This window comes from Caenimonas soli, assembly GCF_013155545.1.
Classification (GTDB): Bacteria; Pseudomonadota; Gammaproteobacteria; order Burkholderiales; family Burkholderiaceae_C; genus Ramlibacter; species Ramlibacter soli.
The window spans coordinates 37,385-52,681 of the sequence record NZ_JABJVV010000009.1; the positions used below are offsets into that span (position 1 = coordinate 37,385).

Below are 15,297 nucleotides of genomic sequence, written 5' to 3' on the forward strand. Positions count from 1 at the left end.
CGCGATGACCGCAACGCCCGTGTACCCCGACGCCATCGAGCGCTTCCTCGACCTGATCCTGGACGTGCGCTATGAGGACCTGCCCGCCGGCGCGATCGAGGCGGGCAAGATTTTCTTTCTCGACACGGTCGGCGTCGCCTGCGCCGGCAAGCTCGCACCCAAGATGGCCGACATGCTGGAGGCCGCGCGAAACTGGGGCGGCGGCGATGCTGCTTGTGCGTCGGTCTGGAACACCTCGCTGCGCACCACCACCCCTGTGGCCGCCCTGCTCAACGGCTACCAGTGCCACGCATTGGAATACGACTGCGTGTACGAACCGGGCGTCATCCTGCCGACGCCGCCCCTGTTCGCCGCCCTGATGGCGCGCGCGGAGCAGCTCGCCGCCGCCGGCAAGGCGCCCACCGGCAAGGAACTGCTCAGGGCCTTCATCGTGGGCCTGGAGGTTTCCTGCACGCTGGCGCTGGCCAGCCGCAGCGCCATGTTCTTCTTCCGGCCGGCGACCACCGGCGTGTTCTCGGCGCTCGCGGCACTGGCCTGCCTGTCGCCCCTGCCGCGAGACCAGCTGCGCTACGCCTTCGGCATCGGCTACTCCCAGATGTGCGGCCCGATGCAGGCCCACGAGGAAGGCTCGATGATGCTGGCGATGCAAATGGGTTTTGCCGCGCGCAACGCCGTGCAGGCCTATGACATGGCGGCCGTGGGCATCACCGCGCCGGTCCAGGTGCTGGAAGGCCGCTTCGGCTTTTATCGCAACTTCGAAAGCGAGAGCGCATTGCCCGAAGCGCTGGCCCAACTCGGCGCTCCCTGGAAGGTGACCCAGCTTTCGCACAAGCCCTTTCCGAGCGGCCGGGTCACGCATGGCGCCATTCATGCCCTGCGCGTGCTGCAGGCCGAACTGCAGCTCGCTCGCGACACGGTCGGCGAAGCGGTCCGCTCCATCACGGTGCGGATGCCGCCCCTGGGCATGCGCCTCGTCGGGCGCCCCATGATCAGCAACCCTCCGCCCAACTACGCGCGGCTCTGCGTGCCTTTCGTGGCCGCGAGCGAGCTGCTGCACGGCAACGTGGATCCGTCCAGCTTCGTGTCCGAGCGCCTGGGCAGTGCGGCCATCGAGGCACTCGCGCGCAAGGTGCGCGTGGAAGAAGTCGCGCATCCGAATCCCAATGCTTTCTATCCGCAGCACATCACACTGGAACTGGCCGACGGCCGTGTCGTGGAACGCGACATTCCCTATGCCTGGGGCCACCCGCTCCTGCCCCTGTCCCAGCAGGAACGCGAAGACAAATTCAGGCGCTGCCTGCACCTCACGCGCGACAGATCGCGCGAGGATGAGGAAGCGATCGAGTCGATGATCGGCTGGGTTGCCAGGCTCCCCGAGGCAACCGATTGCGCGCCGCTCCTGGCTTTTCTGCGCGTATCCGCCTGACGGGGTTCAACGCGTTCCCAGGCGCGTACCGATGATCACCGCGGCCAGGGCGACGATGTGCCAGACGGAGAGTGCTTCGCCCAGGAACGCCGCGGCGAAGGCGATGCCGAAGATCGGCAGCCAGTAGAAGAAGAGCGCCGCCTTTGCCATCCCGACGGTGGCGATGGCCTGGTACCAAGCCACGTTGCTCACGGCCGTGCCCAGCACGCCCGAGTACAGCACGAGCAGCAAGGTGCGGCCGTCCAGCAACTCGGGCGGCAGCGCGCGGACGTCCTGGGTGGCTAGCGCGTGCACCACCAGCATCGCGGTGCCGCCCACGTAGATGGCCCAGCCGATGACGAGCGAATCGAGCCTTTTGGCGAGCCGTTGCACCAGGGCGCCGCCGAAGACGAAAGTGATCAGGCCCATCAGCAGCACGACCTCCCCCAGCCCGGCCGCAACCTCGGACGCATCGCGCCGGTTGAAGATCACGAGGGCCACGCCGGCGAAACCCAGGAAGATGCCCAGCACCCGCAACGCGGGAATGCGCTCGCGAAACAGGACGGCGGCCGCCGCGACCGAGATCGACGGCGAGAGCGCCATGATCAGTGCCGCGCTCGTGGCCGTTGACAGGTGCATGCCGCGCGAGAACAGGAGCTGGTTGGCATACACCATCAGAAAGCCGGCGAAGCCGAGGGCGGCGAGCTGCCTGCGATCGAAGCGCGGAAGCCGCCGGTCCCGCGCCAGCAGGCAAACGGTCAGGACGGCCGAGGCGACGACCATGCGCAAGGTGGCGACCCAGATCTCGTCGAGCACCGAGGTCAGCGCCTTGACGGCCGTGATGTTCAGCGCCCATGCCACCATGATCGCCAGCAGCATCGCGTTGATCCGCCAGGAGTGCCCTCCCGGCGTCGCGGTTGGCGTCAACTGGGGATCAATTGGCCTTGGCGACCAGATCGACCGTCTTGCCAACTGTTGCGTTCCAGGACTTCACGCATTCGGCGCCGCAGCGCGCGGCCCAACGCGGCAACACCTGGCGTACCAGAGCCTCGCGGCGCAGTTGGGCGTCCATCGGGGAGATCGGAAGCAACACCATCTTGGCGGGCGGGCCCTCGGGACAGGCGCCCGTTCCGGTGTTGCAGGCCAGGCCGATGCCGTGCTCGCGCTTGTTCTGCTCGAACACCGCTTTTTCGAGACGGGCGTACTCGGCCTGCAGGATCTTCTGCTGCGCCGGCGAAAGCTTGCGCCAGCTGTTCATGTTCATGGCGGACAAGCCGGCGCCCCAGTTGATCGGCAGCGGATACAGGTACTTCGCGCCTTCATACCATTTGGCCTTGTAGCCACCCAGCGTGCCCGTGATCGCGCAGTCGATCACGCCGTTCTGCAATGCCTGCTGCACTTCGCCGAACGCCATGTTGATGCCCGAAGCTCCGAAATAGCTCACGAAGTCCGCTTGCGAAGCCCCGGAGGTTCGTACCTTGCGACCCTTCAAATCGGCCAGGCCCTTGAGTTCGTTGCGGCAGTAGAGCACCTGGGCCTGGTACGAGAACATGCCCATCACCTTCACCTTGAGTTGGCTCTCGTAGTATTTCTCCAGCGTGGGACGGAATTTCTCGGTCACGTCGCGAAAGACTTCGAGCGACTCGGAGACACCCGCCAGGTCGGTCGCGTCGTTGATCGGGGCGTCGCCGGCCACGAAACCCAGTTGGCTGGTGCCCACATCGAAGACGCCTTGCGAGAGCATCTTGAACACTTCATTGCCCTTGAGGCCCATTTCGTTCCAGGGTTTGATGCTCGCCACCACCGAACCGCCGGTGGCCGCGGGGATGTCCTTGGTCCAGAACGGCTGCTCCAGTTCCCTGGATTGGGTGGTGATGCCGAGGTTGCCCACCACCTGCAGGCTGACCTTGGGTTCGCCCTGGGCGTGGGCCGGGCCGGACAGCGCAATTGCGAGGGCGGATGTGATGAAAGCTGCCGCGAGATTGGGTTTCATGCTGGGGCTCCAGGTAACGATTTAAAAAAGAGAGACGTCAGCCGTGGCTGGCGGCGAAGACGGAAGGCAGCCATAGCGCCATGTAGGGAAAGACCGTCAACAGCACGATCATCACCAGCATGGCGGCGACGAAGGGGAGCGAGCCCACGACGACGTCGCGAAAGGGTCCGTTCTTGCGAATCGACTGGACGACGAACAGGTTCATGCCGATGGGCGGAGTGATCAGGGCCGCTTCGATCAGGATGACGAAGACCACGCCGAACCACACCGGGCTGAAGCCCAGTTGCTTGATGATGGGCACGATTACCGGGGTGGTGGCGATCATGAGCGTGAGTGTTTCCACGAAGCAGCCAAGCACCAGGTAAAACACGACGATCGCGGCCAGGACGGCAATGGGATGCCAGGTGAGATTCGACACCAGTTTCACGGCCATGTCGGTGATGCCGATGGTCGAAAGCACGAAGTTCAGGAAGAAGGCGGCCGTGACGATCAGCATCACCATCGCGGTGGTGCGCACCGTGCCCTCGAACGAGCGCAGCAGCAATTCCACCGACAGGCGCCCGCGGCTGAGCACCAGCGCCAGCGAACCCATCACACCCAGGGCCGACGCTTCGGTGGGGGTGGCAAGCCCGGCATAGATCGACCCGACCACCAGCAGAAACAGCATGATGGGCGGCAGCAGATGGACGAGGGCCGCAAAGCGTTCCCGCCACGGCGTCGGCGCGGTGCGCGGAGCCAGGTCCGGCCGGACGATGCATGCACCCAGGACATAGGCTGAAAAAAGGACGGCCATCAGCACGCCCGGGATCAAGGCTGCGAGGTAAAGATCGGACACGGCCGTTTCCGACAGCGCGCCGTAGATAACCATGTTGATGCTGGGCGGGATCAGGATGCCCAGCGTGCCGCCTGCCGCGATGGTTCCCAGGAACAGCGCCGGGTTGTAGCCAAACCGGTTCATGTTGGGAATGGACACGGTGCCGATGGTGGCTGCCGTGGCGATGCTCGAACCCGAAGTGGCCGCGAACAGCGCGGACGCCGCGACGTTGGTGTGCATCAGCCCGCCTGGAATGTGCCCCACCCAGCGGTCCAGCGCCGTGTACATGGCGTCGGTCACGCCCGAGCGCAGCAGCAGTTCACCCATCAGGATGAACATGGGGATCGCCACCAGAACGAAATCCGCGCTCGAAGTCCAGGCGATCTCGCCCAGCCCCCGGATCAAGGGTAGCGTGGAATAGAAGCTTGCCAGCCCGCCGGCCAGCAATCCCAGCACTGCGGCCACGAAAAGGCTGCTGGCCGCAAGCGCGAGCAGGCCGAAGAGGGAAAAGCTCAGCATCAGACGACCTTCTCGGTCAGAATGGTGGGCAGATCGGGGGCGTTCGCTTCGATCTCCTCTTGCAGCGATGGCACACCGAGCAGCGTGTTGGCAGCCTGGGCATCACCCTTCAAGAGCGTCCACAAGCCTGCTGCGGAATAGACAATGGCCACGATGGCGAACCATGCCAGGCCCGCCAGCCACAACCCCTGGGGGATGACCATGGGCACGCTCAGTGCGGAATTGGAGCGCGCGCCAGCTTGCGCATTCGCGAAAACCGTCACGGCGCACCAGTAGAGCAACACGCAGGCAGCGACGGAAAGCAAGGTGTATGAAAAGACGTCCAGCCAGGCTCGCCACCGCAACGGCAGCAGGTTGTATACAACCTCGATGCGGATGTGCGCTCGGGACGACAGGGCGAAGGCAAGCCCAAAAGCCGTGGCGATGGCAAAGGCGTAGGTCGACAGCTCGAAACTCTCGAATACCGTGGTCTTGAACAGCGCCCGGAATACGACGTCCAGGGAGATCAGCCCTGCGCTGCACAGCAAAACCGCACCGCCGGCCCAGGCGAAAAGCTGGGACATACCGGTACACATCGCGATCAACCTGGCCATGGAAGGAACCTCTTTTCCGCTGCAGCGGTATGCGAAAGGATTGCGTTCTCGAGATGAACGTATACAATGTTAACCGGACAACTTTTGATCCGCAAGCATTTTTTCCTCGAGGGAAATCGCATGACCGATTCACTGGGCTGGCGGCGCAAGCTCGCCGTATTGATACCGTCCACCAACACCAGCGTGCAGCCCGAATTCGACGGCATGCGACCGCCAGGTGTCACCAACCACATCAGCCGCATCCGCATTCCCAACATCCCGCTGAACAACGACGCCGATTTCGACCGCCTGATCGAGCTCATCGCTGCCGCGCAGGACGAAGCAGTCGATTCGGTGATGTCGTGCGAGCCGGACCAGCTGGTGCTGGGCATCTCGGCGGAGGTCTTCTGGGGTGGCCTGGAAGCCAGCCGCAAGCTCAAGAGGCACTTGATGGAACGCACCGGCCTGCCAGTGACGGTCGGGTCCGAGGCGTCCGGTGCGGCTCTCGACCTCTATGGCGCGAAAAGCATCGCCGTGCTGACGCCGTACCAGCCGGTCGGCGACCGCAACGTGGTGCGCTTTTTCGAGGACTGCGGCTACCAGGTGAAACGGATCCACGGCCTGAAGTGCGAAAGCCCGGTCCGCATCGCCCATGTCGGCGAAGCCGAGATGGCCGCACAACTGAAAGCATTGGACGGCGACGACGTCGACGCCCTGGTGCAGGTGGGGACCAACCTTGCGATGGCACGGCTGGCCGCGAGCGCGGAACTGTGGCTGGGCAAGCCGGTGATCGCGATCAACACGGCGATCTACTGGCAGGCGCTGCGGTCCGCGGGAATCCAAGACAAGATAGCGGGGTTCGGCTCTTTACTCGAGAAACACTGACCCATGGCGAAAACCATAGAAAAACCATCGTCGACCGCCGCCCAGGCCTGCGCCCACATCAAGGAAATGGTGATGAGCGGCGCGTACGCGTCGGGAATGCGCCTGACCGAGGAGCAGCTGGCGGGCGAACTGGGCACCTCGCGCACGCCGGTGCGCGAAGCGATGCGCCAGCTGGTGGCCGACGGATTCCTGTACTTCAAGCCCAACAGCGGAACCTTCGTGAAGGCCTGGACGAGCGACGAGGTCCGGGAGATATTCGACCTGCGCCTGCTGCTGGAAAGCGAAGTCGCCGCCGAAGCTGCGGTGCACATCGACGCCGGGCAGCTGAAACAGCTCAGGGCCCTGCAGAAGGAGATCGAAGCGCAGGGCTGCGACATGACGGAAGCGAACCTGGCGCGCATCAGTGCCCTCAACCGCAAATTCCATCGCCTGCTGGGTGATGCCAGCCGCAACACGCGGCTGGTCACGCAATTGGCCAACTGCATCGAGGTGCCGATTGTCCAGAAAACGTTCCGCCTCTACGACCAAGGGCAGCTGGCCAGGAGCTTTCATCATCATCGGGAACTGCTCGACGCCCTGTCGGCCCGCGACCGGGAATGGGCCCGCATGGTGATGGGCTGCCACATTCGTTCGGCCAAGTTCGTCCTGCTCAGCCAGGGCGCTTCCGATGCTGCCGGCACCGGTGATCACCAAGGCCTCTAATCTGGCTATGCTGACGTCGATTCACCTTGGAAGGGAAAGCTCAAATGGTTCAGCGATTCGATGTGGGTGCACGAATGTCCGAAATGGCCGTGCACAACGGAACGGTTTACCTGGCCGGCCAGATTGCCGATGACAGCGGCCAGGACATTCGCGGGCAAACCCGCCAAGTGCTGGGCGCCATCGACGCGCTGCTGGCCCGTGCGGGCTCCGACAAGACGAAGATCCTGCTGGCACAAATCTTCCTGGCCGACCTGGCTGATTTCGCGGCCATGAATGAAGTCTGGGACGCCTGGGTCGCTGCGGGTCAAACGCCGCCAAGGGCCACGGTCCAGGCACACCTGGCCAAGCCCGAGTGGAAGCTGGAAATCGTGGTCACCGCGGCAATCTGAAGGCGGATCAACTCCCGCGCGGCAGCACCGTCAGCACCCGCACGATGAAAGCATGCAGCTCGGCCATGTAGTTGCGCAGGAACGTCTCGGTTTCCTCGTTGGTGACCTCGCCCTCCGGCGTGATCAGCCCGGGCTTGAACTGGATGTAGGCCTCCGGCGAGTTCATCTGCGGCGAGTTGCAAAAACTCAGCACGCTGCGCAGGCTCTGTTGCGCCACCGCGGTGCCGATCGCGCCGGGCGAGGTGCCGATCACGGCCGACGGCTTGCGGGCGAAGGAGTTTTTCCCGTACGGGCGGCTGGCCCAGTCGATCGCGTTCTTGAGCCCGCCGGGGATTGAGCGGTTGTACTCCGGCGTCACGAACAGCACGGCATCGACCTCGGAGAGGGCTTGCTTGAACGCACGCGCCGGGGCCGGAAAATCGGCGTCGTAGTCATAGCTGTACAACGGGAGATCCTTGATCGGGATCTCGGTGAACGTCAGTTCCGCCGGGGCCAGGCGGATCAACGCCTTGGCGAGCTGGCGGTTGATGGAAGCAGTGGCGAGGCTGCCGACCAGATAGCCGACCTTGTACTTGGACATGAAGACTCCTTGGGTGCAAAAAGCCCAAGCAGCATAGGCGCGAGCCGCCGCGCCTTCGCAACCAGATTACAGATTAGCGGCCTTCTTACATCGATGGCTCGCTCCAGCCGCCGCCCAGCGCGCGGTACAGCAGCACCTGGTTTTGCAGCAATTGCAGCCGGGTCTGGATCTGCGCTTGCCGCGCCGCGAACAGCGAGCGCTGCGCATCGAGCAATTCCAGAAAGCTGCTCACGCCGCTTTCGTAACGCAGCGTCGACAACCGCAGCCGCACGGCCTCGGCCTGCGCCACGTTGTTCTGCGCGGTAAGCTGGTCAGCCAGAGTGGCTCGTCCGGCGAGCGCATCCGATACTTCGCGGAAGGCCGACTGGATCGCCTTCTCGTACTGGGCCACCGCGATGTCGCGGGAAACGTTGGCCGATCGCAGACCGGCCCGGTTGCGGCCGGCGTCGAAGATCGGCTGCAGCAGCTGCGGCGCCACCGTCAGCCCCCAGGAGCCGCCCTTGAACAGGCCCGAGAGCTCGTTGCTGGCGGTGCCGATGCCTGCCGTCAGCGTGATGCGCGGGAAAAAGGCCGCGCGCGCCGCACCGATGTTGGCGTTGGCCGCCACCAACAGTTGCTCGGCCTGGCGCACGTCGGGGCGGCGCACCAGCACATCCGAAGGCAGCCCGGCTGGCACGTCCGGCAGAGTCAGCGTTGCCAGCGCCGCCTTGCCGGAAGCATCCGCCGGCGGCGCCTCGCCCAGCAACAGGCGCAAGGTGTTGAAGTCCAGGGCGCGCTGCCGTTGCTGCTGGGTGAGCGCGACGCGCGCGGATTCGGTGAGCGACTGCGCCTGCTGGAAATCCAGCTCGGAGGAAACGCCGCTGTCGAAACGCAGCCGGGTCAGGCGCAGCGACTCCTCGCGCGTGGCCAGCGTCTGCCGGGTCAGCGCCAGCAGTTCCTCGTCGGCCACCAGGTTCAGCCAGCTGTTGGCGACCGAGGCCACCAGCGACATCTGCGCGGCCTTACGTCCCTCCTCCGTGGCCAGATACTGGGCCACGGCCGCTTCGCTCAGGCTCGCGATGCGGCCGAAGAAGTCGATCTCCCAGGCAGAGACCAGCAGGCCGGCGGTGTACGTGCTCGCCGTGCCGCCGCCGCTGGCGGGCGCGCGCGAGCCACTCACGGCGCCGGACACCGAGGGAAAACGATCGGCGTTGCGGATGTCGTACTGCGCCCTGGCCTGCTCGATGTTGAGCACGGCAACACGCAGATCACGGTTGTTACGCAGCGCCGTCGCGATCAGCCCGCGCAGGTTGTCGTTTGCAAAAAACTGCTGCCAATCCAATACAGCGGCGGGCGCGCCTTCGGTGGCGGAGGCATCGTCCCAACCGGCAGGCACCGGGGCCTGCGGCCGCTCGTACACCGGCATCATCGAGCAGCCGGCCAACAGGGCCGCAGCCGCCAGCGCCAGCAGCCGCGGATTCGTTTTCAAATTCATATCTGGTCTCCCGCGGTTGCGCCCGCCGGCAGCTCTCTGTCCAGCTCATGCGTGTACATGCGCCGCTGCCGTTCGCTGCCCTTGAAGTAACCGCGCACGACGACGAAGAAGATCGGCACGAAGAACACGGCCAGGCCGGTGCCGGTCAGCATGCCGCCCAGCACCGCTGTGCCGATGGCGCGCTGGCTGGCCGAGCCCGCGCCCGAAGCGAGGGCCAGTGGCAGCACGCCCAGGCCAAAGGCCATGGAAGTCATCACGATCGGCCGGAACCGCAGGTGAGCCGCAGCCAAGGCCGATTCGATCACGCCCTTACCCTGCGCCTGCAGGTCCTTGGCGAACTCGATGATCAGGATGGCGTTCTTGGCCGACAGGCCGATGATGGTGATCAGCCCCACCTGGAAGTACACGTCATTGGCGTAGCTGCGCAGCAAGGTGGCCAGCAGCACGCCGAGCACCCCCAGCGGCACCACCAGGATGACCGCGAGCGGGATCGACCAGCTTTCGTACAGCGCGGCCAGGCACAGGAACACGGCCAGGATGGCGAAGCCGTACAGGATGATGGCCTGCGCGCCGGCGAGCTTCTCCTCGCGCGACTGGCCGGTCCACTCGTAGCCGAAGCCCTGGGGCAGCTGCGCGGCCAATCGCTCCATTTCGGCCATCGCGGCGCCGGTGCTGTAGCCCGGCGCCGGAGCGCCCGAGATGCGCATGGCGGGGTAGCCGTTGTAGCGCACGGTCTGCATCGCGCCCTCCACCCAGCGGGTGGTCGCGAATGCCGACAGCGGCACGGTCTTGCCCTGGTTGTTGGTGGCGTTCAGGCGCAGCAGGTCGTCGGGCTGCATGCGGGCCGGCGCGTCGGCCTGGACCACTACCCGCTGCAACCGCCCGCGGTTCGGGAAGTCGTTGATGTAGCTCGAGCCCAAGGCGGTGGACAGGGCCGAATTGATCGACTCGAACGGCACGCCCAGCGCATTGGCCTTGTCACGGTCGATGTCGATCTGCAGCTGCGGCGCGTCTTCCAGTCCGTCCGGCCGCACCTGCGTCAGGATCTTGCTCTGCGCCGCCAAGCCCAGCAACTGGTTGCGCGCGGCGACCAGCTTGTCGTGGCCGGCGCCGCCGCGGTCCTGCAGGCGGAACGTGAAGCCCGAGGCCACGCCCAGCTCGGGGATCGGCGGCGGGCTCAAGGGGAAGATGAAGGCATCGCGAATGCCCGACAGCGCTCCGAACGCGCGACCGGCCAGCGCCTGCGCCGACTGGCTGGCCTCCGGCCGCTCGTGCCAGTCCTTGAGCGTCACGAAGGCCAGCGCGGCGTTCTGTCCCTGGCCCGAGAAACTGAAGCCCAGCACGCCGACCATGCTCTGCACCTCGGGCTGCTTGAGGATGTAGGCCTCGACCTGTTCCATCACCGCGCGGGTGCGCTCCTGGGTCGCGCCCGGCGGCAGCTGCACGTTGACCAGCATGTTGCCCTGGTCTTCCGCCGGCAGGAAGGATGTCGGCAGCCGGGTGTAGACCAGCGCCACCACGGCGATGATGGCGGCGTAGATGATCAGGTAGCGTCCCGCGCGCCGCAGGATGCGCGCGACCACGCTTTCGTAGCCCTTGGCCGTGCGCGAGAAGCCCCGGTTGAACCAGCCGAAGAAGCCTCGCTTCTCGTGATGATGGCCGGCCTCCACCGGCTTGAGCAGCGTGGCGCACAGCGCCGGCGTGAGCGACAGCGCCATGAACGCCGACAGCCCGATCGAGGCCACCATCACCGCCGAGAACTGGCGATAGATGTTGCCGGTGGAGCCGGCGAAGAAGGCCAGCGGCACGAACACCGAGATCAGCACCACCGTGACGCCGATGATGGCGCCCGAGATCTGGCCCATCGCCTTGCGCGTGGCGTCGCGCGGCGGCAGGCCCTCTTCGCTCATGATGCGCTCGACGTTCTCCACCACCACGATGGCGTCGTCCACCACGATGCCGATCACCAGCACCATGCCGAACATGGTCAACACGTTGATCGAAAAGCCCAGCGCCAGCAAGGCGCCGAAAGTGCCGAGCAGCGCGATGGGCACGACAAGCGTGGGAATGATGGTGTAGCGCCAGTTCTGCAGGAACAGGTACATCACCAGGAACACCAGCGCCACCGCTTCCAGCAGCGTCACCACCACCTGCGAGATGGAAATCTTGACGAAGCGCGAGCTGTCGTACGGGATTTCCCACTTCACGCCCGGCGGGAAGAACTTGGCCAGCTCGGTCATGCGATTGCGCACCGCATCGGCCGTGGCCAGCGCGTTGCCGGTGGGCGAGAGCTGCACGCCGATACCCGTCGAGGGCTTGCCGTTCAGGCGGGCCGAGGTGGCGTAGTTCTGCGCGCCTAGCTCGATCCGGGCCACGTCCTTCAGCCGCACGGTGGAGCCGTCGGTGTTGGCGCGCAGGACCACGTTGCCGAATTGCTCGACCGAATTCAGCTGCCCATTGACCACCACGGTGGCGGCGATCCCCTGCCCGGAGATATTGGGCAGGTCGCCGATAGAACCGGCCGACACCTGGGCGTTCTGCGCCCGGATCGCGGCATTGACCTCGGCCGCGGACACGCCGAAGCTGACCAGCCTGGCCGGGTCTATCCACACGCGCATGGCCTGCTCGGTGCCGAACAACTGGGCCTGGCCGACTCCGGGCAGGCGCTGGATCTCGGGCACGACGGAGCGAGAGGCGTAGTCGCCCAGCGCGACCGGCGTGAAGGCCGGGTCGTCCGAGGACAGGATGGTGAAGAGCAGGAAGTTCGAGCGCGCCTTGTCCACCCGCACTCCCTGCTGCGTCACCGCGGCGGGCAGACGCGGCGAGGCGCGCGCCAATCGGTTTTGCACATCCACCTGTGCCAGATCGGGGTTGGTGCCCGGCTGGAAGCTCAGGGTGATCTGGCCGCTGCCATTGGCCTGGCTGACCGACTCCATGTAGATCAGGCCGGGCGAGCCGTTCATCTCCTGCTCGATCACACTGATCACGCTCTCTTCCAGCGTGCTGGCCGAGGCGCCCGGATAGACGGCGGAAACGACGATGGAGGGCGGTGCCACCGGCGGGTACTGGGCGATCGGCAACTGGGTGATGGCGACGCCGCCCAGCACGACGATGAACAGCGCGATCACCCACGCGAAGATGGGTCGGTCGATGAAGAATCTGGCCATGGTGCGGACCTCAGGGCTTGGCGGCCGATGCGGCCACGGCCGGCGCAGCCGGTCGGCCCCCGTTCCAGGGTACGGGCTTGACCGTCGCGTTGGGCCGCAGCTTCTGGAAGCCATCGACCATCACCTGCTCGCCGGCCTTCAGGCCGTCCACCACCACCCACTGGCCGACCTGTTCGCCGCCGACCTTCACCTTGCGGCTGCTCACCTGGCCCTGGGGCGAGACCACCATGACGGTGTCACCCTGCGCGGTGCGCGTTACGGCTTGCTGCGGCAACAGCACGGCGCCACCGGCCTTGGCCTGTTCCAGGCGGACTCGCACATACAGCCCGGGCAGCAAGCTACCGGTGGGATTGGGTACCTCGGCGCGCAGCGTCAGTTGGCCGCTCGTGGGGTCGACCGACAGGTCGGAGAAAAGCAGGCGACCGGGCTGCGGATGCTCGCTGCCGTCTTCCAGCACGACGCGCACCAGAGCGCCTTGCGCGCCGGCAGCCTGCTTGAGCTGCCCCTGCTCGAAAGCGCGGCGCAGCTTGAGCACCTCGTTGGCAGGCTGGGTGAAGTTCACGTACATGGGATTGACCTGCTGGATCACGGCCAGCGGCGTCGCCTCGCCCTGCCCCACCAGCGCACCCTCGGTCACCAGCGCGCGGCCGATGCGGCCCGAGATCGGCGCGACCACCGATGCGTAGTTCAGATTGATCTGTGCGGTCTGCACCGCCGCGCGGCCGGCCGCCACCTCGGCCTCCGCCTGCTTCTGTGCCGCGACGGCATTGGAATACTCCTGCTTGCTGATGGCGTTGGCTTCGACCAGCGGCTTGTAGCGCTCGGCCAGGGCCGTGGCCTGGCCCAGGTTGGCCTGCGCCCGGGCCAGCGTCGCTTGCGCGCTCGCCGCGGCCGCTTGATACGGGGCAGCGTCGATGCGAAACAACGGCTGGCCGGCGCGCACGTCCGAGCCTTCGCGGAACAGCCGCTGCTGCACGATGCCCGCGGCGCGGGCCCGCACCTGCGCCACGCGCGAGGCTTCCAGCCGGCCCGGCAGTTCATTGAAGAGGCCGACCTCCCCCAGCGTCACCGTGACCACGCCCACCTCTGCCGGTGGCGGGCTGGCTGCTGCAGGCGATGCGGGCTGGCTGGCGCCCTGCCCGCATGCTGCGAGCAAAACAAGCAACATCGTGGCGCCAAGACGCGGCCAGCGGGAGAGTTGGGGCATGCGGGATGCAAACTGCATGGGAAATACCTTGCGGGAAAGGTCCGGAAAGGTCCGGGGAGGTCCGGGAAGTGGCCGGAAACGAAAGAGCCGGAAAGTGGTGCAGTATACATACATTCATGTATGTATACTCGAGCCATGGCCCGCCGCACCAAGGAAGACGCTCTCGCAACCCGCAACAGTCTGCTGGATGCGGCCGAGCACGTGTTCCAGGCCCAGGGGGTATCGGCCACCACGCTCAGCGACATCGCGGCGAAGGCGGGAACGTCGAGGGGCGCCATCTACTGGCACTTCAAGGACAAGGCCGACCTGTTCAACGCGATGATCGAGCGCGTCAGCCTGCCGCTGGAGCATGCCCTCTACGACGCGACCGGTCACGCGGATCCGCTGGCCTCGCTGAGGGTGGCCATCATGGCGGCGCTGGACAAGACGGCCAACGACCCGCAAACCCGGCGCGTGTTCGAGGTGGCGACCCACAAGGTCGAATACGTGGACAGCCTCAGCTCGGTGCGCCAGCGCCACCTGGACGTGCGCGGCGAATGTGTGGCCGGCGTGAAGCAGGTCCTGCAGCGGGCCGCCCGCGAACGCGGCGTTTCGCTGCCGATGCCCGCGGAAGCGGCGGCGCGAGGCCTTCACGCGCTGGTGGACGGGCTCATCCAGAACTGGCTGCTCGACCCCGGCGCGTTCAACCTGCCCCGCACCGGCCGGCAGGCGGTGGACAGCTATCTGGCGGGGCTGGGGCTCGGGGAGCGCTGACTCGGTAGACCCGCCTCAAGCCAGTCCGCACCAGACCGCAACGCGATGCGCGAGGTCGGCCCACAACGCCCACCCCGCGGCCACGATGAGCAGGAAGCCGGAAGCGCGGGTGCCGAAGTCCTGTCGCAAGCGGTTGCCTGCGTGACGCAGCCGGTCGAGCAACTTGGGTGCGAGCGCAAGTGATACGGCGCTACCCGCGGCAAACAAGGCCATGGACAAGGCGCCGTCCAGCGGCCCGCCGCTGAGCGAAGCGACCAGCAACGCGGAATACAGCAGCCCGCATGGCATGAAGGCCCACAGCGCTCCCGCGGTGAAGACGCCGCCGCGTGCGCCCGCCCAAGGCCGTATCCGCATCCACACGCTGCGTCCTGCGCTACTGACCCATACGGGCTGGCGCGCCATCACCAGCAACATGAGCCCCCATGCCAGGACCGCGAGATGAAAGAGTGTCCATACGGGGCGCAGTGCAGCGGTCTGCCCGGCCAGCCAGGCGAAGCTTTGAACCGCTTGCGCGGCGGCGGCGCCGGCCACCGAATAGCCCGCGACGCGCCCGGCGTGGAATAGCCAGGGTGAACGCGAGGTTGGACGCGGCCCCAGCCGCACCACCGCACCACAGGCGGCGCCGCACATTGCCACGCAATGGGGCCCGCCGGCCAGGCCCATCAGCAGTGCGGCGGTGGCCAGCGTGGTCGACATCCCAGTACCCGGTCAGATGATGCGCGAGAACTTCGTGCGGTTGCGGTCCGTCTGCGGGTAGCGGTCGAACACGAAACGGGGCGTCAATTCGGCTGAAACTGCAGTCATCGCGGGCCTGGGTTGGTAAGGTTTGACTGTGCC

Annotated in this window: 14 protein-coding genes; 5 read left to right on the plus strand and 9 right to left on the minus strand. The window is 66.2% G+C overall.

What is annotated here, in order from left to right; translation table 11 throughout:
• Positions 1-4: 4 nt before the first annotated feature.
• Positions 5-1,426, plus strand: coding sequence for an MmgE/PrpD family protein (locus HNE04_RS15090; protein ID WP_172220560.1), 1,422 nt, complete (start codon positions 5-7; stop codon positions 1,424-1,426).
• Positions 1,427-1,432: 6 nt separating this feature from the next.
• Here the strand turns inward: HNE04_RS15090 and HNE04_RS15095 are convergent, their stop codons facing one another.
• The 4 genes from HNE04_RS15095 to HNE04_RS15110 are packed head-to-tail and all read right to left on the minus strand — an operon-like array spanning position 1,433 to position 5,294.
• On the minus strand, positions 1,433-2,332 hold the full coding sequence (locus tag HNE04_RS15095) for a DMT family transporter (RefSeq protein WP_235965043.1): 900 nt from the start codon (positions 2,330-2,332) through the stop codon (positions 1,433-1,435).
• Between the two features lie 7 nt (positions 2,333-2,339).
• On the minus strand, positions 2,340-3,398 hold the full coding sequence (locus HNE04_RS15100) for a TRAP transporter substrate-binding protein (RefSeq protein WP_207717584.1): 1,059 nt from the start codon (positions 3,396-3,398) through the stop codon (positions 2,340-2,342).
• A 37-nt stretch (positions 3,399-3,435) separates the two neighbouring features.
• A complete protein-coding gene (locus tag HNE04_RS15105; protein ID WP_172220563.1) occupies positions 3,436-4,731 on the minus strand; it encodes a TRAP transporter large permease in 1,296 nt (431 codons plus the stop codon).
• Positions 4,731-5,294, minus strand: a complete 564-nt coding sequence (locus HNE04_RS15110) for a TRAP transporter small permease subunit (protein WP_172220566.1) — start codon at positions 5,292-5,294, stop codon at positions 4,731-4,733. The genes HNE04_RS15105 and HNE04_RS15110 overlap by 1 nt, the downstream gene beginning before the upstream one ends.
• Before the next feature lie 150 nt (positions 5,295-5,444).
• On the opposite strand from HNE04_RS15110, the gene HNE04_RS15115 reads away from it, so the two are divergent.
• From HNE04_RS15115 to HNE04_RS15125, 3 genes are read left to right on the plus strand one after another with little or no spacing between them, the layout of a single operon-like run.
• On the plus strand, positions 5,445-6,188 hold the full coding sequence (locus HNE04_RS15115; protein ID WP_172220568.1) for a maleate cis-trans isomerase family protein: 744 nt from the start codon (positions 5,445-5,447) through the stop codon (positions 6,186-6,188).
• 3 nt (positions 6,189-6,191) lie between these two features.
• Complete coding sequence (locus tag HNE04_RS15120) at positions 6,192-6,890, plus strand: GntR family transcriptional regulator (RefSeq protein ID WP_172220571.1); 699 nt, start codon at positions 6,192-6,194, stop codon at positions 6,888-6,890.
• A gap of 44 nt (positions 6,891-6,934) precedes the next feature.
• Positions 6,935-7,279 (plus strand): RidA family protein, encoded by a 345-nt coding sequence (locus HNE04_RS15125; protein WP_172220574.1) that lies wholly within the window; start codon positions 6,935-6,937, stop codon positions 7,277-7,279.
• Positions 7,280-7,286: 7 nt separating this feature from the next.
• On the opposite strand, the gene HNE04_RS15130 is transcribed toward HNE04_RS15125, so the two are convergent.
• From HNE04_RS15130 to HNE04_RS15145, 4 genes are all read right to left on the minus strand, one after another.
• Positions 7,287-7,859, minus strand: coding sequence for an NADPH-dependent FMN reductase (locus tag HNE04_RS15130; protein WP_172220577.1), 573 nt, complete (start codon positions 7,857-7,859; stop codon positions 7,287-7,289).
• A gap of 85 nt (positions 7,860-7,944) precedes the next feature.
• Positions 7,945-9,333 (minus strand): efflux transporter outer membrane subunit, encoded by a 1,389-nt coding sequence (locus HNE04_RS15135; RefSeq protein WP_172220580.1) that lies wholly within the window; start codon positions 9,331-9,333, stop codon positions 7,945-7,947.
• On the minus strand, positions 9,330-12,500 hold the full coding sequence (locus HNE04_RS15140; RefSeq protein ID WP_172220583.1) for an efflux RND transporter permease subunit: 3,171 nt from the start codon (positions 12,498-12,500) through the stop codon (positions 9,330-9,332). The genes HNE04_RS15135 and HNE04_RS15140 overlap by 4 nt, the downstream gene beginning before the upstream one ends.
• Positions 12,501-12,510: 10 nt before the next feature.
• Positions 12,511-13,707 (minus strand): efflux RND transporter periplasmic adaptor subunit, encoded by a 1,197-nt coding sequence (locus tag HNE04_RS15145; RefSeq protein WP_172221212.1) that lies wholly within the window; start codon positions 13,705-13,707, stop codon positions 12,511-12,513.
• A gap of 135 nt (positions 13,708-13,842) precedes the next feature.
• Between HNE04_RS15145 and HNE04_RS15150 the strand changes: the two genes are divergently transcribed.
• Entirely contained in the window at positions 13,843-14,460 is a 618-nt protein-coding gene (locus tag HNE04_RS15150) for a TetR family transcriptional regulator (RefSeq protein ID WP_172220586.1), read from the plus strand.
• Between the two features lie 15 nt (positions 14,461-14,475).
• On the opposite strand, the gene HNE04_RS15155 is transcribed toward HNE04_RS15150, so the two are convergent.
• Positions 14,476-15,156: a sulfite exporter TauE/SafE family protein gene (locus HNE04_RS15155; RefSeq protein ID WP_172220589.1), complete on the minus strand. Its 681-nt coding sequence runs from the start codon at positions 15,154-15,156 to the stop codon at positions 14,476-14,478.
• Between the last annotated feature and the right edge of the window lie 141 nt (positions 15,157-15,297).